At 63.0% G+C, this 24,858-nt stretch carries 20 protein-coding genes; 16 read left to right on the top strand and 4 right to left on the bottom strand.

Annotated features, from left to right (window positions below):
* Positions 1 to 84 precede the first annotated feature (84 nt).
* From AC50YL_RS29835 to AC50YL_RS29825, 3 genes are all read left to right on the top strand, one after another.
* Positions 85 to 873: a sulfite exporter TauE/SafE family protein gene (locus tag AC50YL_RS29835; protein WP_494837145.1), complete on the top strand. Its 789-nt coding sequence runs from the start codon at positions 85 to 87 to the stop codon at positions 871 to 873.
* A 16-nt stretch (positions 874 to 889) separates the two neighbouring features.
* The gene (locus AC50YL_RS29830) at positions 890 to 1,807 is read left to right on the top strand and encodes a helix-turn-helix domain-containing protein (protein WP_494836822.1); all 918 of its coding nucleotides are present in this window, start codon (positions 890 to 892) and stop codon (positions 1,805 to 1,807) included.
* A gap of 166 nt (positions 1,808 to 1,973) precedes the next feature.
* On the top strand, positions 1,974 to 3,113 hold the full coding sequence (locus AC50YL_RS29825; protein ID WP_494836821.1) for a glycosyltransferase WbsX family protein: 1,140 nt from the start codon (positions 1,974 to 1,976) through the stop codon (positions 3,111 to 3,113).
* Between the two features lie 190 nt (positions 3,114 to 3,303).
* Here the strand turns inward: AC50YL_RS29825 and AC50YL_RS29820 are convergent, their stop codons facing one another.
* Entirely contained in the window at positions 3,304 to 3,729 is a 426-nt protein-coding gene (locus tag AC50YL_RS29820; RefSeq protein WP_494837144.1) for a VOC family protein, read from the bottom strand.
* Between the two features lie 262 nt (positions 3,730 to 3,991).
* Positions 3,992 to 5,239, bottom strand: a complete 1,248-nt coding sequence (locus AC50YL_RS29815; protein WP_494836819.1) for a multidrug effflux MFS transporter — start codon at positions 5,237 to 5,239, stop codon at positions 3,992 to 3,994.
* 481 nt (positions 5,240 to 5,720) lie between these two features.
* On the opposite strand from AC50YL_RS29815, the gene AC50YL_RS29810 reads away from it, so the two are divergent.
* The 3 genes from AC50YL_RS29810 to AC50YL_RS29800 all read left to right on the top strand — a co-directional run bounded on the left by AC50YL_RS29810 (position 5,721) and on the right by AC50YL_RS29800 (position 9,355).
* On the top strand, positions 5,721 to 7,397 hold the full coding sequence (locus AC50YL_RS29810) for a type 2 periplasmic-binding domain-containing protein (protein ID WP_494836818.1): 1,677 nt from the start codon (positions 5,721 to 5,723) through the stop codon (positions 7,395 to 7,397).
* Between the two features lie 179 nt (positions 7,398 to 7,576).
* Entirely contained in the window at positions 7,577 to 8,434 is an 858-nt protein-coding gene (locus AC50YL_RS29805; protein WP_494837143.1) for an ABC transporter permease, read from the top strand.
* 18 nt (positions 8,435 to 8,452) lie between these two features.
* On the top strand, positions 8,453 to 9,355 hold the full coding sequence (locus AC50YL_RS29800; protein ID WP_494836816.1) for a carbohydrate ABC transporter permease: 903 nt from the start codon (positions 8,453 to 8,455) through the stop codon (positions 9,353 to 9,355).
* Positions 9,356 to 9,441: 86 nt separating this feature from the next.
* Here the strand turns inward: AC50YL_RS29800 and AC50YL_RS29795 are convergent, their stop codons facing one another.
* Entirely contained in the window at positions 9,442 to 10,377 is a 936-nt protein-coding gene (locus AC50YL_RS29795) for an ArsR/SmtB family transcription factor (RefSeq protein ID WP_494836814.1), read from the bottom strand.
* A gap of 102 nt (positions 10,378 to 10,479) precedes the next feature.
* Between AC50YL_RS29795 and AC50YL_RS29790 the strand changes: the two genes are divergently transcribed.
* From AC50YL_RS29790 to AC50YL_RS29775, 4 genes are all read left to right on the top strand, one after another.
* Positions 10,480 to 12,765, top strand: a complete 2,286-nt coding sequence (locus AC50YL_RS29790) for a beta-L-arabinofuranosidase domain-containing protein (RefSeq protein WP_494836812.1) — start codon at positions 10,480 to 10,482, stop codon at positions 12,763 to 12,765.
* Positions 12,766 to 13,018: 253 nt separating this feature from the next.
* Positions 13,019 to 13,942, top strand: coding sequence for an amino acid ABC transporter substrate-binding protein (locus tag AC50YL_RS29785; RefSeq protein WP_494836811.1), 924 nt, complete (start codon positions 13,019 to 13,021; stop codon positions 13,940 to 13,942).
* An 18-nt stretch (positions 13,943 to 13,960) separates the two neighbouring features.
* On the top strand, positions 13,961 to 14,632 hold the full coding sequence (locus AC50YL_RS29780; RefSeq protein WP_494836809.1) for an amino acid ABC transporter permease: 672 nt from the start codon (positions 13,961 to 13,963) through the stop codon (positions 14,630 to 14,632).
* Positions 14,633 to 14,756: 124 nt separating this feature from the next.
* Positions 14,757 to 15,509, top strand: a complete 753-nt coding sequence (locus tag AC50YL_RS29775) for an amino acid ABC transporter ATP-binding protein (protein ID WP_494836807.1) — start codon at positions 14,757 to 14,759, stop codon at positions 15,507 to 15,509.
* Positions 15,510 to 15,564: 55 nt separating this feature from the next.
* Here the strand turns inward: AC50YL_RS29775 and AC50YL_RS29770 are convergent, their stop codons facing one another.
* On the bottom strand, positions 15,565 to 15,768 hold the full coding sequence (locus tag AC50YL_RS29770; protein WP_494836806.1) for a hypothetical protein: 204 nt from the start codon (positions 15,766 to 15,768) through the stop codon (positions 15,565 to 15,567).
* Positions 15,769 to 16,336: 568 nt separating this feature from the next.
* Here AC50YL_RS29770 and AC50YL_RS29765 point away from each other — a divergent pair.
* From AC50YL_RS29765 to iolC, 6 genes are all read left to right on the top strand, one after another.
* Positions 16,337 to 18,925, top strand: coding sequence for a DUF5054 domain-containing protein (locus tag AC50YL_RS29765; protein ID WP_494837141.1), 2,589 nt, complete (start codon positions 16,337 to 16,339; stop codon positions 18,923 to 18,925).
* Between the two features lie 55 nt (positions 18,926 to 18,980).
* Positions 18,981 to 20,018, top strand: coding sequence for an inositol 2-dehydrogenase (gene iolG / locus AC50YL_RS29760; protein ID WP_494836805.1), 1,038 nt, complete (start codon positions 18,981 to 18,983; stop codon positions 20,016 to 20,018).
* Positions 20,015 to 21,874: a 3D-(3,5/4)-trihydroxycyclohexane-1,2-dione acylhydrolase (decyclizing) gene (gene iolD / locus AC50YL_RS29755; protein WP_494836803.1), complete on the top strand. Its 1,860-nt coding sequence runs from the start codon at positions 20,015 to 20,017 to the stop codon at positions 21,872 to 21,874. Before iolG ends, iolD begins: the two co-directional genes overlap by 4 nt.
* A gap of 214 nt (positions 21,875 to 22,088) precedes the next feature.
* Positions 22,089 to 22,997, top strand: coding sequence for a myo-inosose-2 dehydratase (iolE, locus tag AC50YL_RS29750; protein ID WP_494836802.1), 909 nt, complete (start codon positions 22,089 to 22,091; stop codon positions 22,995 to 22,997).
* The gene (gene iolB / locus AC50YL_RS29745) at positions 22,994 to 23,815 is read left to right on the top strand and encodes a 5-deoxy-glucuronate isomerase (protein WP_494836801.1); all 822 of its coding nucleotides are present in this window, start codon (positions 22,994 to 22,996) and stop codon (positions 23,813 to 23,815) included. The genes iolE and iolB overlap by 4 nt, the downstream gene beginning before the upstream one ends.
* Positions 23,816 to 23,818: 3 nt before the next feature.
* On the top strand, positions 23,819 to 24,820 hold the full coding sequence (gene iolC, locus AC50YL_RS29740) for a 5-dehydro-2-deoxygluconokinase (protein ID WP_494836799.1): 1,002 nt from the start codon (positions 23,819 to 23,821) through the stop codon (positions 24,818 to 24,820).
* Positions 24,821 to 24,858: the final 38 nt, after the last annotated feature.

The raw sequence follows: 24,858 nt of genomic DNA, 5'->3' as shown, positions 1-24,858 counted from the left end.
AACGGCTTTCATTCAAATGCGACATGAGGTGCAAGAAAATTGTTTCCAGCGGTTATGACGTGGGATGCTCCCGCATTGCTTGTGATGTTCGCGCTAGGTTTGGCCGCTTCGACATTCGGCGCCATCGTCGGCCTCGGCGGCGGGGTCATCATCGTGCCGGCGCTGCTGCTGCTCGGCCCTTCCATGCTCGGCATGGAGATCGATACGACGCTGGCGGTCGGCGTCTCGCTCGGCGCGCTCGTATTTACGTCGCTTACCTCGACGCTGACGTTCGTCCGGGAGGGCAAGGCGGATCTGCGCAGCGCGCTGTTTTTCTCGATTTCGAGCGGTCCGCTGTCGGTCGTCGGCGCGAGCATGACCTCGCTCTTCGATCCGGACGTTTTTCGCAAGGCGTTCGGGTATTTCATGCTGTTCATGGTCGTCCTGCTGCTGTTCCGCAACCGGATCAAGCCGTATCAGGGCAAATGGCGGTACGTGCGGACGTATGCGGATGCCGCCGGCGTTCAGCAGGAATACGGGTTTAACGCGCTGCCCGCGCTGGTCATCGGCGGCATCGTCGGATTGATTGCCGGCCTGCTCGGCATCGGAGGCGGGGTGCTGCTCATTCCGGCCATGGTGCTGCTGTTCCGCTTCCCGCCGCATATCGCCTCCGCGACGTCGATGGCGGTCATCTTCGTCTCGGCGCTGTTCGGCAGCGGCATGCATCTCGTGCGCGGCGAGTGGGACTGGCTGCTCGTGCTGGCGCTGGCGCCGGGCGCGCTGCTCGGCGGCTGGATCGGCGCGCGCGTCTCGCGGCGCATCGGCAGCGTGCTGCTGATCCGCATCATGTGCGGGGCGCTGCTGCTGTTCGCGCTCCGGATGATCATCACCTGAAGGGAGGCGGCAGGGCATGTCCGCGACGATTCCGATCGGGCTTCAGCAGTTGGCCCCCTACGTGAGGTACGTTCATTACAACGAAGGCGACGAGCGTTACCGCGTGCCGCGCCGGATCATTTACGACTACGAATTTATCTACATCGTGCGCGGAAGCGCGCTGTTTACGCTCGGCGAGGAAGAAACGCTGCTGAAAGCGGGCGATCTGCATGTCATTCCGCCGCTGACGCCGAATGCCTGCCGGGTGCCGGAGGGCGGCTCGTTCGCGTATTACGCCTGCCACTTCGATCTGCTCTATATGGGGCTGGAGCTGGATTTCTCCGACGACGTCTACGTGCGGGTGGACTACGCGAATTTGCCCGAGGTGCCCGTTCAGGAGGAACTGCTGGAGCGGCCGGTGCAGACGTTCGCGGATTTCGAGCTGCCCTCGTTCGTTCGCGCGGTGGCCTCGCATAAGTACGGCGAGCGCTTCGCCGACCTGCTGGCGCTGTTCGAACGCCGGCCGTTCGGTTATCAGGCCCGGATGCGCGCCTGCCTGCTCGATATCGTCGGTTTGCTGCTCGAGGAGACGCATACGGCGGAGGGCATCCGCCAGGACAGTCCGCATAAGCCGATGATTACGGACATGATCGCGATCCTGCACGGCGGCGGGGAGCCGGAGACGGAATTGGAGCTCGTCGTGCGCCGGTACGGCATGACGCTGAAGTATGCGCGCGCGCTGTTCAAGCAGGCGACGGGCCTGTCATGGACGCGCTATCTGACCGGGCTGCGCATGGAACGGGCGAAGGAGCTGCTGCGCGAGGGCGGCTTGTCCATCGCCGAGATCGCGGAGCGGTGCGGCTACGAGGATCTCCATTATTTCAGCCGGCTGTTCAAGAAGCTGGAGGGTCTGCCGCCGCGGGCGTACGGCGATTCCTTGCGGGGCTCGTCATAGGCACAGGCCGATGCGATCGCATTCGGCTTTTCCGGCGTTAGGCGTGCACGCTCTGCTTTCGCTGTTTGTGCAAAAGCCGGCGCCTCCGCTCCAAATACAAGACCGCCGTCGCCGGGGTAGGATGAAGCTGACAGGTTGAATCCAATCCCCGGGAGGCTGGCAGCAAATGACGCAAACGAACAAGCCGTATGAAGTCGCGGTCTATTATTTTCCCAATTATCATGTCGATAAACGCAACGAAGCTTGGCACGGCGAGGGCTGGACGGAATGGGAGCTGGTGAAGCGGGCTACGCCGCGCTTCGCCGGCCACGATCTTCCGAAGGTGCCGCTGTGGGGGTATACGGATGAAGCGGATCCGGCCGCGATGGCGCAGAAGATCGATGCGGCGGCGGATCATGGCGTGGACGCGTTTATTTTCGACTGGTACTGGTATGAGGACGGTCCGTATCTGGAGCGCGCGTTGGAGGAGGGCTTCCTCGGGGCTGCCAACAACGAGCGGCTGAAGTTCTCGCTGATGTGGGCCAACCATGATTGGATCGACATCCATCCGGCGCCGAGAAACAAACCGTACAACGCGCTGGCGCAGGGCACGGTAAGCCGCGAGGCGTTCACGCGGGCGACGGACCATATGATCGCGGCGTATTTCACACGTCCGAACTACTGGCGGATCGACGGCAAGCTGTACTTCTCCGTGTATGAGCTGATGAGCCTGGTGAAGGGATTGGGCGGGGTGGCGGCGACGCGCGAGGCGCTGGAGGATTTCCGGGCGCGGGTGCGCGCGGCGGGATTGGGCGAGCTGCATGTCAACGCCGTCGTCTGGGGCGTGCAGATTCTGCCGGGCGAGCAGAAGATCGCCAACGAGGGCGAGCTGCTGGCCGAGCTCGGCATCGACAGCGTGTCCTCGTACGTCTGGATTCACCATCAGGAGCTGCCGTCGTTTCCGGAGACGCCTTATGCCGACGTCAGCACGAGATCGGCGGAGGATTGGGAGAAGTTCTCCCGCCGGTACGAGCTGCCGTACCTGCCGAACGTGACGATGGGCTGGGATTCCTCGCCGCGCACCGTGCAGTCGGATCGGTTCGACAACCTCGGTTATCCGTTCATGGGCATGCTCTCGGGGAATACGCCGGAGCAGTTCCGGTTGGCGCTGGAGCGGATGAAGCGGTTCCTGGAGCGGGATATTAACGGCTTCCGCGCATTCACGGTCAACGCCTGGAACGAATGGACGGAAGGCAGCTATCTGGAGCCGGACACGAAGCACGGCTTGGCCTACTTGGAGGCGATCAAGGGGGTTTTCGGAGCCTAACCGCCCGAGTGGAAGTTGCTTGCGGGCGAAATGCCTGCCCATGGGTTCGAAGCCGCGCAGCGGGAGCGATATCAATAAACCGGAGTTCCCGGCTATGTATAACATGGCGCAGGGAATCCGATATGCGAAGGGGCTGTCCACGGTCATGCCAGATGACGTGGACAGCCCCTATTGTCTATTGTGCGCGTGCTTACATCTTGCCTTCGGAGAAAATTTGGAACGGAATGCCGAATTTATCCGTCAGGGTGCCGTATGCAGGGCTGAAATGCGTATCTTGAATCGGCATGTCGATCTTGCCGCCGTCGGACAACGCGTTGAAGATGCGATGCGCTTCTTCGACGTCGTTCGTGGTGATGCAGACCGTCACTTGGTTGCCGCTTTGGACGTCTTGGCCGGGGTACGTATCCGAGAACATCAAGTCGGAATCGCCGATCCGGATCATGGCGTGTCCGATCAAGTTCTTCGCCGAGTCCGGAAGCGGGAAGTCGGGATTGGACGGCATCTCGCCGAACGATTGCTTGAACAGCAGCGAAGCGCCAAGCGCGCGCTCGTAGAATTCGATTGCCTCTTGGGTATTGCCGTTCATTACGAAATACGGGGTCAGGCGCAAGGACATCATTAAACAGCTCCTCTGATCTTGAGATTGGTATGGGCCTCTAAGGTGCGCAATCCTATCCAGTATCGCCACAAACCCAGTATATATGATCGAACATATGTTCGCAATAGCGGATACAAAAAAACCTCCCGCAGGAGGTTCGGTGGCATTATCGGCATATCGAGCGGCAGAGAATCGACGCAGTTTGAAGCGAGCTTGCCATTGCATTGGGCTAACCGTTCGCGCGTCCGCGGGGATGCCTTCCGGCGCAAGCCGCGGAACATCAATGCGTCCGCGATTCCGCCGGAGCCGCGCCGCGTCCGCGGCCGACGAGCAGCGCGAACAGCAGAATCGCCCCGACGTCGAGCGCGGCGATGATGATGCCCATCGGCACGGCCGTGCCGCTGCCGGCGATGCCGACGAACGGAGCCACGACGGAGCCGAAGATGAACGACATGAGACCTTGCAGCGCGGAAGCGCTGCCCGCGTTGCTGCCCTGGTTGCGCATCGCGAGCGAGAAGCCCATGGTGGACACCATGCCGACGCTGGAGACCACGAAGAACAGCGGCGGCAGCACGAAGCCGAGCGGCGCATGCAGCAGCAGCATGACGAGCAGCGAGACGCCTCCGGCAGCCGCGATCCCGAGGCCTGTCACGAGCAGCTTCGTTTCGTCGAAGCGTCCGGCCAGGCGCCCCGCGAGCTGGCTGGCGCATATAATGCCGAGACCGTTGACGGCGAAGCAGAGGCTGAACGTCTGCGGCGAGACGCCGTACACGTCCTGCAGCACGAACGGCGAGCCGGCGATGTAGGCGAACATCGCCGCCATGACGAAGCCCTGCGCGAGGGCGTAGCCCATGAACGCGCGGTCGGTCAGCAGTCCGCGGAAGGTCTTCAGCGTGTTGCCGATGCCGCCCTCGGAGCGGCGGACCGCCGGCAGCGTCTCGGGGAGACCGAACAGCACCGCGACGAACATGGCGAGGCCGATCGCGGCGAGCACGAAGAATACGCCGTGCCAGTCCGTGAAATGAAGCAGCTGCCCGCCGACGATCGGCGCGGCGATCGGCGCGATGCCGTTCACCAGCATGAGCTGCGCGAAGAATTTCGTCAGCTCCGTCCCGCTGTAGAGATCGCGGACGACGGCTCTCGAGATGACGATGCCCGCCGAGCCGGCGAGGCCTTGAATGAACCGCAGCGCGATGAACGCGCCGATGGACGGCACCAGCGCGCAGAGCAGCGAAGAGACGGTATAGAGCAGCAGCCCGATCAGCAGCGGGCCGCGGCGTCCGCGCACGTCGCTGATCGGGCCCGCGAACAGCTGGCCGATCGCGAGGCCGATCATGCAGGCCGTCAGGCTGAGCTGCGCGAGCGACGTGCCGGCATGCAGATCGTCGGCGAGCTTGGGCAGCGCCGGCAGGTACATATCCAGCGAGAGCGGGCCGAACGCGCTGAGCGAGCCGAGCATGCCGGCCGTCCAGAGCCTTCTGGAACGCGGCATCGCGGATGATAGTCCGGAATCGGAGGATGAAGGCATGGGAATTCCTTTCCGCGGAAGCGGCGTCATCGCGCGTTCCGCAGGCGTCGTTGAAAAGCTGTCATCATTATAGGGACGACGCGGCGGAACTGTCAACGAACGGAGGGCCGTTGGGACGCGGCTGACGACGCGCGGAGGCGCAGGGCATAATTCGCAAGGGGCGTTGCCGGGTTATGCCGGCGGCGCCCTTTTTCGTCGTTGCCCGGTATTCGGTCAATTAACCTTCTTTTATTAATATAAATATTAATTAAATGAAAAGAAAATAATGCCAAGTCAGCCGAAAATCCCTTTACAAACCCCTATGAAAGCGTTTATATTAGGTCTATCGAGTTAACTCATTAACAAAAAAGCTTCTCATTAACAAAAATAGGTGGGAGTATGGTTAACGTTTTTATTATCAATATGAACAGAGCTGAAAGCCTCCGGACGGAGGGGGTCGCGAATACCGTTTTCACTAAATGAGAACATGGAGGAAAACGAAATGAAAAAGGTGCTGTCGGTTCTTCTGGTATGCAGTTTGGGCGCGGTGTTGGCCGCGGGGTGCAGCGGCAACGACAATAACGGCGGCAACGGCGGGAGCGGGAATGCAGGGGTAAACGCGGGCGGAGAATCCGCCGCGGGCAGCGCCGGCGAAGGCGCGAGCGGAGCCAAAGTGAAGCTGACGGCCCTGATTACCAAGCATCCCTTGACGCAGGAGCTGGCGAAGATGAAATGGCTGCAGGACGCCGAAGACCGCGCGGGCGTCGACATCGAATGGCAGGAAGTGACCGCGGACTGGGATCAGAAGAAAGGCGCGATGCTGGCGGGCGGGGACGTCCCGGATCTGATCGTCGGACCCAACGCCATCACGGACGCGGACTTTGCGCAGTTCCCCGGCCTGTTCGCGGATATGACGGATCTGATCGCCAAGGACGCGCCGAACGTGCAGGCGATGTTCGCGGATAAGCCGGAGACGAAAGTGATCGCGTCCCAAACGGACGGCAAAATCTTCGGGCTGCCCAAATACCAGCGTTTCTGGCCGGCCACCGCGACCCGCCAGTTCATCAACCAGCAATGGCTTGACGACTTGGGCCTGAAGATGCCGACGAACTGGGACGAGCTCTTCGACGTGTTGAAAGCGTTCAAGGACAAGGACGCGAACGGCAACGGCGACGCGAACGACGAGATTCCGATGGATTTCGCGCCGGTCGGCACGGGCGGATTCGGCTACTTCCAGCCGACGGTGCTGCTGGGCAGCGAAGGCATTACGCTGACGGACGGCAGCGGACAGGGTTATTTCGTGGAAGACGGCAAAGTGAAAAACTTCCTGACGGACGACCGCTACAAGAAGATGGTCGAATTCCTGAACAAATGCTATGCGGCCGGGCTGATCAATCCGGAGGTATTCACGCAGGATTACACCAAGTTCCAATCCGTCTCCCGCGGCACGGGCGACACGGCCAAGGTCGGCTTCACGTGGGGCTGGGAAGTGACGGACCGCTTCGGCAACGCGCTCGCGCCGCAGTACGCTTCGATGGCGCCGCTTAAGGAATCCGCGGGCTCGACCGTGCAGCCTTCATGGGATTACGACTACAATTCCCTTAACTACGGCGCCAACATGGTGACGATGTCGGCGGCGACGAAGAACAAGGACGCGGCGATGAAGTTCATCAACGAGCTGTACGATCCGAACGTGAGCATGCAGGTGCTGTTCGGCTCCCTCAGCACCAACATCGGCGACAATGGCGACGGCAGCTTCAAGGTGCTCCCGCCGGCCGACGCTTCCATGGATCCCGGCACGTGGAAATGGACGTCCACCTGGGCGGACAACGGGCCGATGTACATCGCCGATTCCGTGAACCTGACGCTCGGCAGCGACATGCAGTCCGTCGGGAAGCAGACGGATCCGCTCATGCCCGCCATCGACGCGATCGACAAGGCGAACAGCGTGTTGCCGAGCATGTTCATGAAGTACAGCAAGGACGACAACAACGCGATGAGCCTCGTCAACACGAACCTGATGAACCTGGCGATGGCCAAATTCTCGCAATGGATCATCAAAGGCGGCGTGGACAAGGAGTGGGACGCTTACGTCGGCAACGTCGGCAAGATCGGCCTGCAGCAGAACCTCGACACGATGCAGAAGTACTACGACGACTACAAAGCGAAGGTCCAATAAACTCAAATCCACGGGCGAAGATGCTGTATCCCTAAGCGGGATACGGCATCTTCACCAGTAAGGAGAACCCGATGCATTCCAATCCTCCGCCTGCCCGCAGCGAAGCCGGCATCCGTCTCCCGGCAGCGAAAAAACCGACCGTCCTCAACACGTTCGTTCGCGATTATCAGCTATGGATCATGATTTTGCCCGCGATCGTCGTGATCGTGCTGTTCAACTTCGTGCCGATGTACGGCATCCAGCTGGCCTTCCGCGAATTCGATTTCACGAAGGGGTTGACCGGTGGGGAGTGGCGCGGGCTTCATTATTTCTCCCAATTCATCCACAGCTTCCAGTTCAAGGATCTGATGAAGAACACCGTCGTCATCAGCCTCGCGACCATCGTGCTGGGCTTCCCGGCGCCGATCCTGCTCGCGCTCATCCTGAACCAGGTCAAGTCGAGGCGGGCCAAGAAGACGCTGCAGACGACCGTGTATTTGCCGCATTTCATCTCCATCGTCGTCATGGTCGGCCTGCTGAACGTCCTGCTGTCCCCGAACACGGGAATCATCGGCCATATCGTCAAGTCGCTCGGCTACGACGATCTCAACCTGCTCGCTTCGACGAAGTCGTTCGTGCCGGTGTACGTCGTCTCGGATATCTGGCAGCACTGCGGCTGGAACAGCATCATCTACCTGGCCGCGCTCTCCACGGTCGATCCGCAGATGTACGATTCCGCCAAGATCGACGGCGCGAGCAGGTGGCAGACGATCTGGTACGTGGACATTCCGGCGATCATCCCGACGATCATCATTTTGTTCATCCTGAGCATGGGCAGCGTGCTCGGCACGGGCTTCGAGAAAGTGTTCCTGATGCAAAACACGCTCAATCTGCCGGTCTCCGAGGTCATCGCGACGTATGTCTACAAGATCGGGATCATATCCAACCAATTCAGCTATTCATCCGCGATCGGGCTGTTCAACACGCTCATCAACTTCGTCTTCCTGTTCGCGATGAATACTTTGTCGAGACGGTTCTCGAACATCAGCCTATGGTAGAGAGGAGGTCGTAAGCTTATGGGTCCGCTAACCGCAAAAGGCAGCAGCCGCGGCGATCGCGCGTTCGATCTGGTCATTCTCGTTCTGTGCGTCCTCGTGTTCCTGGCCGTCGCGTATCCGCTTTATTTCGTCGTCATCGCGTCCGTCAGCGATTCGACGCTCGTCTCGACCGGCAAAGTCACGCTGTTCCCGCGGGGCTTCAGCACGTTCGGCTACGAGGAGATTTTCAAGGACGCGCGCATCTGGGTGGGTTACCGGAATACCGTGCTCTACACGGTGCTGGGCACTTTCGTCAACCTGCTGTTCACGCTGCCGGCGGCGTACGTGCTGTCGCGTCCGGAATTCCGGGCGAGACGGTTCCTCATGTTCGTCTTCGTCGTCACGATGTTCTTCAGCGGCGGCCTCATTCCGACCTACCTGCTGATGAAGGACCTGCACCTCACGAACAACATGTGGGTGTTCATCCTGCCGTTCTCGGTCAACGTGTACAACCTGATCATCACGCGGACGTTCTTCGAGAATTCGCTGCCCAAGGAGCTGTACGAGGCGGCGTCGATCGACGGCTGCACGCATTTCGGCTTCTTCTGGAAGGTGGCGCTGCCGTTGTCCAAAGCCGTCATCTCGGTCATCGGGCTGTATTATCTGGTGGCGCACTGGAACGATTTCTTCACCGGGTTGATCTATATCCGCGACAACGCCCTGCAGCCGCTCCAGATCGTCCTGCGGGACATCCTGCTCTCCAACCAGGTGTTCTCCCAAGGGGCGGGGGCCGGCGGCGCGGCGGGCGGCTACGCGCAGAAATACGCGGATCAGATCAAATACGGCGTCATCATCGTCTCGACGCTGCCGATTCTGCTCGTCTACCCGTTCATGCAGAAGTATTTCGAGAAAGGCGTGCTGATCGGCTCCGTCAAAGGCTGATAGCGGCTGCGTCATAGAAAAAACCGCTGAAGACGCGTTCATCGCGTCTTCGGCGGTTCTTTTCTTGCCCTGCGGCCGTTCCGTTCTTACCTTCGGGCGGCGTGGACGGCGGGCACGACCTTGTCGTAATAGAGCCGCAGCGCGATGTCCTGATTGTAGTTGCCGAAGCCCTTCCCGAACAGCGTGACGCCGCCGACGTTGCGGGCGTCCTTCTCGCTGGCGATGCGGAACGTCCACTGCTTGTCCCGGACGTTGATCTGCTCGAGCGTCACGTCGGAGATCGGTTTGCCGTCGACGCGCGTGCCCTGGTTCGTGATGGTCAGATGCTTCAGCAGGCCGTATTGGTTCACGTCGTCCGGCCACCAGGAAGGGTTGAATTTGCCCCGCTTGTCGCCGTAGTCGCCCGGGCTCGTCCACGTGCCGAGCTTGACCCCGTTCAGGTAGAACGAGATGTCGGAGGACCAGTTCTCGTCGGTAAGCGGCGCTTCCGAGGAAATTTCCATCGAGATGAGCAACTCCTGGGGGTTCTCCGTGGCGAGCAGGAAGTTCGGGATCTTGTACTCGACAAAGCCTTCGCTGAACCAGAGTATGTTCGCCTGGAACCGCTCCGCGTCGAGGAAATACCGCGGATCGTCGAGCTCGCCGATGATCTTCTCCGTCGTCGCGAGGCCGCAGGTCGGCTCCACGGTGAAATCCGTGTAATGGCCGACCGGGATGAAGCTTTGATGGTATTCGCGGATATGCTCCATTTTGTTCGGGAAGATGATGTCCGCGTGATCGATCATGAGCGTGCACAGCTTTTGCATGCCGCCGCGTCCGGGCTGCATGTCGGTCCGCACGATGCCGCCCTTGACCAGCTTCTTCACGTGCATCGACATGATGGCGCTGCTGAGGCCGACCGCTTCCGCCAGCTGGCGGATGTTCATCGGCTGCTTGGCCAGAAGCTGGATCAGCTCCAGCCGGACGCTGCTCGCCATGGCTTCGTAGAAGGGCAGCGAGTTTTCGCTTACGTCGAGATTCATCGTGTACCTCCGTAATCGGTTGCCTGAAAGTTAATTATTGTATTAATAATATATATTTCTATTAATAAATGATCAAGCATTGAATTCGAAGGAGTGATGGGCATGGATGGGGTAATGCTGACGGAAGGCATGTTCGAACGATCGCAGATGATCGGGCAGCAATTTTTGTTGTCCTTGGACGTGGACAGGCTGGCGGCCCCGTGCTGGGAAGCGGCCGGGCATGAGGCGAAGAAGCCGCGCTACGGCGGATGGGAGTCCACGCCAATCAGCGGGCATTCCATCGGCCATTGGCTATCCGCCGCGGCGGCCATGTACGACGCGACGGGGAACGAGGCGCTCAAGCGGAAGCTGGATTATGCGGTGGACGAGCTTGCGCGCATCCAGTCGCTCGATTCGGAAGGGTACGTCAGCGGCTTCCCGCGCGCTTGCTTCGACCAAGTATTCACGGGAGAGTTCGAGGTGGAGCCCTTCAGCCTGTCGGGCGCCTGGGTGCCTTGGTACAGCATTCATAAAATTTATGCCGGGTTGCTCGACGCCTACAGGATCACGGGGAACGGGCAGGCGCTGGACGCGGTGACGAAGCTCGCCGACTGGGCGAAGCGCGGCACCGACCGGCTGACCGACGAACAGTTCCAGCGGATGTTGGTCTGCGAGCACGGCGGCATGAACGACGCGCTGGCCGAGCTCTACGCCGTTACGGGCAGGGCGGAGTATCTGGCGCTGGCCGAGCGTTTCTGCCACCGGGCGATCCTGGAGCCGCTCGCGGCCGGCGCGGACGAGCTGGAGGGCAAGCATGCCAACACGCAGATTCCCAAGGTCGTCGGGGCGGCGAGGCTGTACGAGCTGACGGGGCGGGAAGCGTACAAGAACATGGCGCTGTTCTTCTGGGACGAAGTGACGAAGCGCCGTTCTTACATCATCGGCGGCAACAGCATCGGAGAGCATTTCGGACCCGCCGGCCAGGAACGGCTCGGCATCACGACGACGGAAACCTGCAATACGTACAACATGCTGAAGCTGACCGAGCACTTGTACCGCTGGTCGCGCGAGGCGGCGTACATGGATTACTACGAGCGGGCGCTGTACAACCATATCCTCGCCTCGCAGGACCCGGATTCCGGGATGAAGACGTACTTCGTCTCGACGCAGCCCGGGCATTTCAAAGTGTACTGCTCGCACGACGATTCGTTCTGGTGCTGCACGGGCACGGGCATGGAGAATCCGGCGCGGTATGCGCGAAACATCTACTACCGGGACGGGAACGATGTCTACGTGAATCTGTTCATCGCCTCGGAGCTGAAGCTCGAGGACCGCGCGTTCGCGCTTCGGCAGGCGACGGCTTTTCCGGAGGAGGACCGGACGACGCTGGTCGTCGACGAAGCGGACGGCGAGGAGCTGACCTTGCATATCCGCGTACCGGAATGGGCGGCTGGCGCGGTGACGGCTGTCATCAACGGGCACGAGGAGCTGATCGGTCCTGCGGGCGGAGGTTACCTTGCGATCGCCAGGAAGTGGAGCGCCGGAGATACCGTGCGCGTGCATCTTCCGATGGAGCTGCGCCTGTACGAGGCGAAGGACGACCCCCGCAAGGTCGGGTTCCTGTACGGACCCGTCGTGCTGGCAGGCGCGCTCGGGACGAAGGGTTTTCCGGAGAGCGACGTGCTGGGAGACCATCTGAAGCTGAACAATCACCCGCTCGTCGACGTGCCGACGCTGGTGGCGGAGCGGGACCGGCTCGGAGAATGGCTGAAGCCCGCGGCGGGCGGGAAGCCGCTTACCTTCGAGACGGAGGCGATCGGACAGCCGGGCGGGGTCCGGCTGACGCTCATTCCGTTCTACGCGTTGCATCATCAGCGGTACGCCTTGTATTGGAAGCTGATGGACGAGGCGGCGTACGCGACCTTCGAGGACCGGGAACAGGCCGCCCTCGACCGGCTCCGGGCGATCACGGTCGACGAGGTGCAGCCGAACGAGCAGCAGCCCGAAGTCGAGCACGGAATCGCGAGCGCGGGGTCGAATGCGGGTTACTACAACGTGGCGCAGCGGGGCTGGCGGGATAGCCGGGGAGAAGGCTTTTTCGCTTACCGGATGGCCGTGGAGCCGGATCGGCCGATGTATCTGCTCGTCGCTTACCACGGCCGGGATAAAGCGTTCCATGCCGACGGCCTGTTCTACCGCCGGGAATTCGTCATCGCCGTGGACGGCGCGGTTATCGCGAGTCCCCGGCTCGACGGGGAGGCGGGCGACGGCACGGTGGACGTCTGCTATGCCATTCCGCGCGAATTGACGGCAGGCAAGACGCGGGTCGAGGTGCGGTTCTCCTCGGAGGCGGGCAAGGCGGCCGGCGCGGTCTACGGCGTTCGCATCGCGAGGGAACCCGTGAATTGACGGGGGGCGCGAATTGAATTACAAAGGCTTGAACGAATGGCGAAACCAAGAAGGCGAGCGCGAGCGCTCGAACGAGCCGCGCTCGTGAGCGGCAGACGATAACCGCGTTATTGCATCGAATCGATCCCCTTGGGCGGCGCCCGAGGGGATTTTCTCGCGCGCGGAGGCCGGGCGCGCGACTATGCGCCGCGCCGGGCGGATAGCCCAAGGGAAAAGCCGGCATACTAGCCTCGAATAAAAGGAGGGATTTGCCATGCACACTTGGCAGCGAGGCATCGGCGTCACGATGCTGTCCGCGGCGATTCTGCTCGCGGGAACGGCATGCGGCGCCAAAAATAACGACAACGGCACTAATGCCGGCACCGACAATGCCGGCACCGGCACGGGCAACACCGGCAACGCGGGTAACGGTGCGGGCAACGCTGGCGCAGGCGGGGGCAACGCGACGACAGGCGGCGGCAATGCGGCTTCCGGCGATTCGCTCGCGGCGATCAAGTCGGCCGGCGAGATTACGATCGGCACGGAAGGCACGTACGCGCCGTTCACGTTCCACGACAAGAGCGGCAAGCTGACCGGCTTTGACGTGGACGTCGCGGAGGAGGTCGCCAAGCGGATCGGAGTCAAGGCGAAATTCATGGAGACGAAGTGGGACGGCATGCTTGCGGGCCTGGACGCGAAGCGCTTCGACATGGTCGCCAACGAAGTGACGATTCGGGACGACCGGAAGGCGAAATACGATTTCTCCGAGCCGTACATTCTCTCGAAAGCGGTGCTGATCGTGAAGCAGAACAACACCAGCATCAAGAGTCTGGCCGATCTCAAAGGCAAAAAATCCGGCCAGTCGCTCACGAGCGATCTCGGCGACATCGCGAAGGCGAACGGCGCGCAGCTCGTCCAGGTCGATGGCTTCAACCAAGCGATCGACCTGCTCGCGTCCGGGCGGATCGACGCGACCATCAACGACAAGCTGTCCTTCCTGGACCTGAAGAAAGCGCGTCCCGACGTGCCGATCAAGGTGGTGGCGGAGACGGACAACGTGTCGCAGAGCGGCCTGCTTTTCCGCAAAGGGAACCCGGAGCTCGTCGCCGCGGCCAATAAGGCGTTGGCGGACATGAAGGCGGACGGCAGGTACCTGGAAATCTCCAAAACCTATTTCGGCGAGGATGTCTCGAAGTAAAGAAGGCGGGTTGGCATCATGAGCGAACGAACGAACCTGGATATTTTCACCGATTCCTTCCTGCCGCTGTTGAAAGCGGGAATCCTGTTTACCGTCCCGCTCACGCTGATCTCGTTCGCGCTGGGGCTGGCGCTGGCGCTGCTCACGGCGCTCGCGCGGCTGTCGGAATTCCGCCCGCTGGCCTGGGTCGCGGGGTTCTACGTCTGGATCATCCGCGGAACGCCGCTGCTGCTCCAGCTGTTCATCATTTTCTACGGGCTGCCGAGCCTCGGCATCCTCATCGACGCGTTCCCGGCGGCGGTCATCGGCTTTACGCTCAGCGTCGGCGCCTACGGGTCGGAGATCATCCGCGCGGCGATCGTCTCGATTCCCAAAGGGCAGTGGGAAGCGGCGTACGCGCTGGGAGAGACGCGGCTGCAGGCGCTGCGCCGGATCATCCTGCCCCAGGCGGCGCGCGTCTCGGTGCCGCCGCTGTCCAATTCGTTCATCTCGCTGGTGAAGGATACGTCGCTGGCGGCGACGGTGACCGTCACGGAGCTGTTCCAGAAGGGGCAGCAAATCACGGCGGCGGTCTACGAGCCGCTGCTGGTCTACAGCGAGGTCGGGCTCGTTTATTTGATCTTCTGCACGGTGCTGGCGGCGCTTCAGCGTCAGCTGGAACGGTATTTCGACCGGTATTCCGCGGTCTAGCGGACGCGCGAAGCCGGGTCCGCAGCCGGTTGCGACCGGCCGGCGCACGGCGGCCCGGAAAAAGCCTTCCGAACGGAGCGAAAGTTTAGGGGAGAGCTTAGCGAAAGGAGGAGGATAAGCCCGCATGATCGAAGTCCGCCGCTTGACCAAAGCCTTCGGCGAAACGTCCGTGCTTCGCGGCATCGACCTGACGCTGGAGAAGGGCAGCGTCCTCGTCGTGATCGGCCCGTCCGGGTCCGGCAAGTCGACGCTGCTGCGCTGCCTGAACGTGCTTGAGGTTCCGACCTCGGGCACGGTGGCGATCGGGAAGGCGCGGCTGGAATTCCGGCCGGACGCGAAGCCGCGCCTGGCCGACGTGCTCGCGCTGCGGCGCCAATCGGGCATGGTATTCCAAGCCTATCATCTGTTTCCGCATTTCACCGCGCTTCAGAACGTGATGGAGGGGCAGCTCACGGTGCGGCGCACGCCCAAGCGCGAGGCGCGGGCGAAGGCGATGCAGCTGCTCGCGAAAGTAGGGTTGGCCGACCGGGCCGACGTTTACCCGCATCAGCTCTCCGGCGGCCAGCAGCAGCGGGTCGGCATCGCGCGGGCGATGTCGATCGACCCCGAGCTGCTCCTGTTCGACGAGCCGACCTCGGCGCTCGACCCCGAGCTCGTGCGCGAGGTGCTGAAGGTCATCCGCGAACTGGCGGAGGAAGGACGGACGATGATGATCGTCACACACGAGATGAAGTTCGCCCGCGAGGTGGCCGACCGCGTCATCCTGCTCGACGGCGGCGTCATCGTGGAGGAAGGGCCGCCGGAGCAGCTGTTCGAACAGCCCCGCGAGGCGAGGACCCGGCAGTTCCTGTCGCTGATCATGGAGCGGAGCCTATGAATGCCGAAAAGCCGCATCCTTTCGGGGATGCGGCTTTTCGTATGCCGGACGGCGGTTACGATATCGGCCTGCAAGCCGTTCCGATCGCGCGTCCTGTATGGGGTGGGCGCGATTGAAGCGCGCATGCGCCGGCAGCCCGCTGAAGGCGGTCCTTCATCAGCTCGAGCACCGCGCCGCGGCTCTGAACGAGCGGCGTCAGCGTACCGAAGGTCATCATATGGTTGAAATGCACGACAAACGCAAAATCCTTGTAATTCATGCGTGAAACGACTCCTTTTACGGCCTGTTAGGCCATGGCTTGCAGGAATGTATTACCCGGGCGGCGCTTTGGCTAATCAGCGGAGGCGGTTCGGATTTCGAAACGAATCGAACGCCCTTGCCTTGTTGGCAAGGGCGTTTTTCGCATGCCCGGTCGGCATCGCCGGGACGGGCGGCTTATGCGGACGTCGATTGGCTTTCGGAGTCGGCGCCGGAGATCGAAGCCATCGGGGAGGAGGGGCTTGAGCCGGAAGGCGGCATGCGGCATTTCGAGAAAAAGAGGAAAGCAGTCGGAGAAGTCATTGACAGCGAAAGGGCTTTCATGTTTGAATAATAGGGTAAGCGCTTAACCTTATGTTGAGCGCAAGAACGCTTTGTCCGGCGGGTTCAAAAAAAACGCTGATTATTCGACATTTTCAGCACTTATTATCGCTTGCTAGGGAAATGTACCCAAGGCGCGCCGTTCATCGAATTGGCTGGATTTATGGCATTAGAAAGGAAACCGTTTTCTCTTAGTATCGCATCATCTGGGGCGTGGGCTCTACGCCCGGGGAGGAACTTCGTTGACGATGAAACCCGAGAAAATTTACGTCGTGTTCAAAACGCATGTCGATCTGGGCTTTACGGATCTGCCGAGCGGGGTTGTCCGCCAGTACAAGGAACGCATGATGGAGGACGTGCTGAACGTGTGCGAGGCGACGTCGGCGAATCCGCCCGGCCACCGGTACGTGTGGACGCTGCCCGCCTGGATGCTGCAGCAGTGCCTGGACGAACCGGACGCGGAGCGCCGCGCGCGCCTGGAGCAGCTCGTTCAAGCCGGCCAGCTGAGCTGGCACGCGCTGCCCTTCACCACGCATACGGAATTTTGCGGCGTGGAGGAATACGTGCGCGGCCTGTACATGAGCGAGGAGCTGAACCGGAAGTACGGCAAGGAAGTCATCGCGGCCAAGATGACGGACGTGCCGGGCCACGCTTGGATGCTGCCGTCGCTGCTCGCCCAAGCGGGCGTCCGGTTCTTACACCTGGGCGTCAACGCGTGCTCGGCGCCGGTCGATCTGCCCCGCCTGTTCTGGTGGGAAGGGCCGGACGGCAGCCGCGTGCTCACGTGGTATTCCGCCGGCGAATACGGCACGAGCCTGCTGCCGTCGGACGATTGGAATTATCCGATCTGGTTCGCGCTCCTGCAGACGCACGACAACATCGGGCCGCAAAGCAGCGTCGTCGTGCAGGAGCTGTTGGACGACGTGGCCGCGAAATACCCCGATGCCGAGGTTCATATCGGCACGATGGACGATTTCGCCCGCGACTTCATCGCGCGAGGCTACGACGACATCCCGGTCATCGCCAAGGATTTGGCGGATTCGTGGATACACGGCGTCGGCACGTATCCGCCGGAGGTCGCGCAGGTGCGCGGCCTTCGGTACGACCTGGCGTCGGCCGAGAGCCTGCTCGCGACGCAGCGGAAGCCGGGCGGCGCGGAAGCCGTGCGGCACATCGCCAAGGGGTACGAGCAGACGCTGCTCTTCGGCGAGCATACGTGGGGCATCGACGTGAAGTCCAATCTGCTGCCCGGACGTCCCGACGGCCGCGCGTTCTGGGCGAAGGACATCGCGAAGGACCGGGCGACGTTCCCGGACAGCTACCGGAAAGCGGAGCAATCCTGGGAGGAGCAGCGGGACTACGTGCGGACGGCCCGGCGCGAGTTGGCCGCGGCGATGCCGGCTCCCGGCGCGGCTGCGGCGGACGGCGTGACGATCGCCGTGCATAACCCGCTGCCGCGGGTCCGGCAGGCGGCTGCCGTTGACCTGGGCGCTGCGCTGGCCGGCGGCCGGTTGGTCGATCCGGCGACGGAGAAGCAGTACCCGGTCGATGCCGCGGGGCGCGCGGTCATCGACGAGATCGCGCCGCTGGAGACGCGCGCGCTGACGTGGCAGGCGGAAGCTGCCGGCGAGATCCGGCGGCCGGCATGCGATACGGCGTTCCGCGAGCGCGTCGGGGCAGCCGAAGCGGTCATCGAGAACGAAGCGCTGCGTATCCGAGTGGATGGCGCGAGCGGCCGGATCGTCAGCTTCTACGACAAGCGCGCCGGCAAGGAGTGGGCGGCCGAAGGCGGCTTCGGCGACTATCAGTACGAGGTATTCGGCAAATCGGATATTTTGCGCTTCGTGAAGCGCTACGCGTACGACCTGCGCGACTGGTACGTCAACGACTTCGGCAAGCCGGGCTATCCGCGCATCGGCGGGCGCTTGTTCGAGAACGGCGAAGCGCGCACGGAGCTGGTCCGCGAGGGCGGCAGGCAGCAGATCCGGATTCTCTACGGCACGGATCCCGAGAGCCGCGAAGAATTCGGCAACGCGGCGGCGGCCGAGCTCGTCGTGACGCTGGACGGCGATGCGCCCCACGCCGATTTCGAGTGGAAGCTCGACGGCAAGCGGGAGACGGCTTTCGCGGAGGCGGGATATTTCGTGCTCCCGCTGAACGTTAGCGGTCCGCAGTACCGGCTGCAGAAGCTCGGAGCGGTCGTCGATCCCGTCCGGGACATCGCCCGCGGCGCGAACGTCCGGCTGCATTGCGTCGATCAATGGATCGACGTGACCGGAGAAGACGGCAACGGCTTCGCGGTGTTCCCGCTGGATACGCCGCTTTGCTCCATCGGCGAGCCGGGCATCTTCCAGTACGATGAGGAATACATGCCGGAGGAGCCCATCCTGTTCTTCAATTTGTTCAACAACCAGTGGGGCACGAACTTCCCGCAATGGATCGGCGGCGATCTGGCGTACCGTTTCCGCCTGCGGCCTCATGCCGGCGATTGGAAAACGGCCGGCCTCGAAGCGGACGCGGAGGAGCTCCGCCGTCCGCTGGTCGCGGCGCTCGGTGAAGCCGCGGCGAACCGGCCGCTGCTGCGCGAGCCGCTCCGCGACGTGCGCTGGCTCGCGGTCAAGCCTGCCGAGAGCGGGGAGGACGCGGTCGTGATCCGCTGGATGAACGCGACCGACGAGTGCCGGGAGACGACGCTGGCGCTGAACGGCGACTACGCGGCGGTCATCCGCTGCAGCGGCGTCGAGCGGGAGCTCGCGCCCTTGGAGGTGCGTGACGGCCGCGTGACGTTTGCTGTCCGGCCATTCGAAATCGTGACATTGAAGCTTTGCCGGTCCTAAGGGCCTAACGCGAGTACGACTCGCGACACTACTTATGAGAGGTGCGGTAAACAACATGAAACCGATTGAAATCGGCATTATCGGCGCAGGGCGCATCGGCCGCCTGCACGCGGAAAATCTGGTCCGGATGAACGGCGTCCGGATCGCGGCGATCTCGGATTTGTTCCCGGAGCCGGCAAGAGAATGGGCGGCCTCCATCGGCATTCCCAAAGTAAGCGGGGATTACCGCGAGCTGCTGCAGGACGCGTCGATCGACGCGGTGCTGATCTGTTCGCCGACGGGCACGCACGTGGACATTATCACCGAAGCGGCGCAGGCCGGCAAGGCGATCTTCTGCGAGAAGCCCGTATCGCTGGAGCTGGAGCGCACGTACGCCGCCATCGAAGCGGCGGAGCGCGCGGGCGTGCCGCTGCAGATCGGCTTTAACCGCCGCTTCGACCCGAACTTCCGCAAAGTGAAGGACTTTATCGAAGAAGGACGCATCGGCGCCGTCCACTCCGTCAAGATCACGTCCCGCGACCCGAATCCGCCGACCCCGGATTACGTGAAGACGTCCGGCGGCCTGTTCCTCGACATGGCGATTCACGATTTCGACATGGCCCGCTACCTGAGCGGCAGCGAGATCACGGAAGTATACGCGATGGGAGGCGTGCTCATCGATCCGGCGATCGGCGAGATGGGCGACATCGACACCGCGATGATTTCGTTGAAGTTCGCGAACGGCGCTTTCGGCAGCATCGACAACAGCCGCAAGGCCTGCTACGGCTACGACCAGCGCGTGGAAGTGTTCGGCGCCGGCGGCAGCCTGACGGCGGACAACGAATACCCGAACAACGTCCGGGTCTCCGACGGCACGGGCATTCACAGCGAGAAACCGAAATATTTCTTCCTGGAGCGCTACAGCGCCTCTTACGTGCAGGAGATCGAAGATTTCATCGCCGCGGTCCGCGGCGAACGCGAAGTGCCCGTTCAAGGACGCGACGGGCTGCAGGCGGAGCTGGCGGCGCACGCCGCGCGCATTTCCCTGCTGGAAGGCCGTCCCGTGACGATCTCGGAAGTGACCGAATCCCTGAAGGAGGCTTCTGCCCAATGAGCACGATTCGTTTAACGATGGCGCAAGCGCTGCTGCGCTACCTGGACGCCCAGTACGTGGAGATCGACGGCGAAGAACGGAAATTCGTCACGGGGGTCATGGGCATCTTCGGCCACGGCAACGTGACGGGCATCGGCGAAGCGCTGGAGCGCGGCCGAGGCTCGCTCGACTTCATTCAAGGCAAGAGCGAGCAGGGCATGGCGCATGCCGCCGCGGCTTATGCCAAGCAGAGCTCCCGGCTCGCGATCTACGCCTGCACCTCGTCCATCGGACCCGGCGCGCTCAATATGATCACGGCCGCCGCGACGGCGACGGTCAACCGGATTCCGCTGCTGCTGCTGCCGGGCGATATCTTCGCCGACCGCCAGCCGGATCCCGTGCTGCAGCAGCTCGAGCATCCGATGGATTACACGATCTCGGCCAACGACGCCTTCAAGCCGGTCAGCCGGTATTGGGACCGGATTACCCGTCCCGAGCAGCTGATGAGCGCCATGGCGCAGGCGATGCGCGTGCTGACGGACCCCGCCGACACGGGCGCGGTCACGATCGCGCTGCCGCAGGACGTGCAGGCCGAAGCGTACGACTACCCGGAAGCCTTCTTCCGCAAGCGGGTGCACGGCATCGACCGCCGTCCGCCGGCAGCCTCGGCGCTGGCGCGGGCCGCGAAGCTGATCGCGGGCAAGAAGCGTCCGGTCATCGTGGCGGGCGGCGGCGTTCATTACTCCCTCGCGACGGATACGCTGCGCAAGTTCGCGGAGCAATTCGGCATCCCGGTGACGGAGACGCAGGCGGGCAAGAGCGCCCTGCCGTGGAACCACCCGCTGAACCTGGGCGCCGTCGGCGTCACCGGCACGCTCGCGGCGAACCGCACCGCAGCCGAAGCCGATCTCGTCATCGCGGTCGGCACGCGGCTGTCGGATTTCACGACCGCGTCCAAGACGGCGTTCGCGAACCCGGATGCGGAGCTGCTCTGCATCAACGTCGCGGCGCTCGACGCCCATAAGCTCGAAGGCGCGCCGCTGATCGCCGACGCAAAGCTCGCGCTCGAAAGCTTGACGGGGGCGCTCGCGCAGCAAGGCTACCGCGCCGACCACGACAGCACGGGACTCGCCGCGCGCAAAGCGGAGTGGAACGCGGAAGTGGATGCGCTGTACGCGCTGGAGCGCGAGGACGGGTTGACGCAGACCCGCGTGCTCGGCGTCATCAACGATTTCATCGGCGAGGACGACGTCGTCGTGTGCGCGGCGGGCAGCCTGCCCGGCGACCTGCATCGCCTGTGGCGTCCCGGCAAGCCGCAAACCTACCATATGGAATACGGCTTCTCCTGCATGGGCTACGAGGTGTCCGGCGCGTTCGGCGCGAAGCTGGCCCGCAAGGAAGGCGAAGTCTACGCGCTGGTCGGCGACGGCAGCTTCCTGATGCTGCATTCCGAGCTCGTGACGAGCCTGCAGGAGCGCCGCAAGATCACCGTGCTGCTGTTCGACAACCACGGCTTCCAATGCATTCACAACCTGCAGCGCGGCCATGGCAGCGACGGCTTCGGCAACGAATTCCGCTATAAGCAGGACGGCGTCCTCGCCGGCGATTCGCTGCCGATCGATTTCCGCGGACTGGCCGCGAGCCTCGGCTGCGCGTCCTTCTCCGCGACGGACGCGGAGTCGCTCCGCGAAGCGCTCGGGAAAGCCGCGGCGGAGGAGCGCTCGTCGCTCGTGCACATCGCGGTGCTGCCGGGCACGAACACGGACGGCTACGAATCCTGGTGGCGCGTCGACGGCGCGACGGTGTCCGTCAGTCCGAAGGTCGTCGAAGCGGCCAAGGCCAACGCGCAGATCCGCGAAACCGCGCGGCCGATCTAAGGTTCGCTGCGGCTTGGGGCTGTGCGCCGCGTAGCTGGAAACGCCAAGATTTCCAAGTAAGCCTGCCGTCCATCGCGGTCGGCAGCAATCGCAATCACGCGCCGCCCAAGCGTCTCGCTCGGGGAGCCGCGCGAAGCTAACCGTCCATACGCCGCGCCGCGAGCCATAACCGCCGCGGCGCCTACATTCCGCATACGACAAGGGAGAGGGATACATGCGTCCGATCGCAGAACGGGTACGGCTCGGCATTTCCGCCATCAATTGGGTGAACGAGGACATGCACGAGCTTGGCGACCATTACACATTCGAGGATTTGATGCGCGACTTCACGTCGCTCGGATTCGAAGGCACGGAGATGTGCCGCAAATTTCCGCAAACGGCATCCGGCGTCCGCGAGGCGCTGGGCTCGCACGGCCTGCAGCTGGGTTCCTGGTGGCGCGGCGTCCGGTTCTCGGACCCGGCTTTCCGCGAGGAAGAGCTCGCGGCATACCGCAGCCACGCGGAGTTTCTGAAGGAAGCGGGCGCGAGCCATATCGTGACCTGCGAAGTTTGGGGCGCGCCGCATGCGGATCCCGCCTTCCGGGAACGCGTCATCCTGAACGACGAGCAATGGGGCCATCTGGCCGAGGGCTTGAACGCCGCCGGCGAGATCGCGCGCGAGCTCGGCATGAAGCTCGTTTACCATTACCACGCGGGCACGGTCGTGGAGGCCCCGCAGGAGATCGAACGCCTGATGGCGATGACGGATCCGGCGCTCGTGAACCTGCTGCTCGATACGGGGCATGCCGTGTACGGCGGCGGCGATCCGGCGGTCTATGCGAAGCAGTACAAGGATCGCATCGCCTACGTGCATCTGAAGGACGTCCGCATGGACGTGCTCGAGCAGGCGCGCCGCGAGAACTGGGACTTCCTCACGCGCGTCAAGCAAGGCGTGTTCACGGTGCCGGGCGACGGCTGCGTCGACTTTGCCGCGGTGCTCGGACAGCTGGACGAGAACGGCTACGAAGGCTGGATGATTCTCGAAGCGGAGCAGGATCCGTCCGTGGCCGAACCCGTCGGCTACGCGACGAAGGGCAAAGCGCATTTGCTGGCCCTGTTCGGCGAAGGAGGCGTGCCCGCATGAGCGACTTGATCGTACGGCCGTCGCTTCCCGACGGCGAAGGCAACGTGCTGCGCATCACGCCGGCATCCGCGGGCTGGCAGTATGTCGGCTTCGAGGTCTACCGGTTGAAGCCGGGACAAACATTGGAGCGGCAGACGGAAGGCATGGAGGCATGCCTCGTACTGTTGAGCGGACTGGCCGACGCGGAAGCGGGCGGCTCCAGCTGGAGCCGCATCGGCGGCCGCATGAACGTCTTCGAAGGCACCCCGCCGTATTCGGTGTACGTGCCCGAACGGCAAAGCTATCGCATCACGGCGCTGACGGACGTGGAGCTGGCGGTATGCTCGGCCCCGGGACTCGGCGGCGGGCATCCAGCCCGGCTGATCGCGCCGGAACAAGTCGGCGTCGAGCCTCGCGGCTACGGCAGCATGACGCGACGGGTGCAGAACATTTTGCCGGAAGGCGAAGCCGCGGACAGCCTCTTGGTCGTGGAAGTGTTCACGCCGGCCGGCAACTGGTCCAGCTACCCGCCGCACAAGCATGACGAGAACAACCTGCCGGAGGAGTCGTACCTCGAGGAAACCTACTATCACCGGGTCAATCCCGGCAAAGGCTTCGCCGTGCAGCGCGTCTATACGGACGATCTGTCGCTCGACGAGACGCTGACGGTGCGCGACGGGGAAGCGGTCTTGGTGCCGCGCGGCTACCATCCCGTATCCGCGGCGCCGGGGTACGACAGCTACTACCTGAACGTCATGGCCGGTCCGGTCCGCACGTGGAAGTTCCACAACGATCCGGCGCATGAATGGCTGTTCCCGAAACCGAAGGAGGAGGCGTAAACCATGGGCAACGGAGTGAGCTTCCCGGCCGATCGCGCGCTGGATTTCGTCAGCATCGGACGGTTATGCATCGATTTAAACGCCAACGAGATCCATCGTCCGCTCGAGGAGACGGTTACGTTTACCCGCTACTTGGGCGGTTCGCCCGCGAACATCACGGTCGCGCTGGCCAGGTTGGGCGCGAAGACGGGCTTTATCGGGAAAATCGCGAATGACGGCTTCGGCCGCTTCATTCGGCGCTATCTGGAAGAAACGGGCATCGACGCGACATCGGTCGTGGACGATACGACGGGCGCGGTGACCGGGCTTGCGTTCACGGAGATCAAGTCGCCGACGGATTGCAGCATCCTGATGTACCGCGACAACGTCGCGGACCTGAAGCTCGAGCCGGGCGAGGTCAGCGAATCGCTGATCGCCTCCGCCAAGGCGCTCGTCGTGTCGGGCACGGCGCTGGCCGCCAGCCCTTCCCGCGAAGCGGTGTTCGCCGCCATCGGCTATGCCCGCAAGCATGGCACGAAGATCATCTACGATATCGATTACCGTCCGTATACTTGGGCGAACCGCGACGAGATCCAGGTGTACTGCGCGCTCGCGGCGGAGCAGGCGGACGTGATTTTCGGCGGCATCGAGGAGTTCTCGCTGCTCGAGCCGCAGACGGACGCGCCGTTCGACGAAGCGGCCGTCGCCGCCCGCTGGCTCGGCTGCAAGGCGCAGCTGGTCGTCGTGAAACGCGGCGGCGACGGCTCGGTCGCGTATACCGCGGACGGCTCCGCGTATCCGGGACGCACGTTCCCCGCGAACGTCGTCAAAACGTTCGGCGCGGGCGATTCCTTCGCCGGCGCGTTCCTGTACGGCCTGCTGCAAGGCTGGGACGTGCCCCGCTGCCAGGATTACGGCGCGGCGGCCGCGCATATCGTCGTATCGAGCCACAGCTGCTCGGACGCCATGCCGACGCGGGCGCAGGTCGAGGACGTCCTGCGGTCGGTCGGCGCTTTGGAAGCCTGACCTCATCCATCATGCATGAACGACATCCCGAAACTAGG

The organism is Paenibacillus sp. J22P277 (genome assembly GCF_059383675.1).
This window is presented reverse-complemented; position numbering and strand designations above follow the sequence as displayed.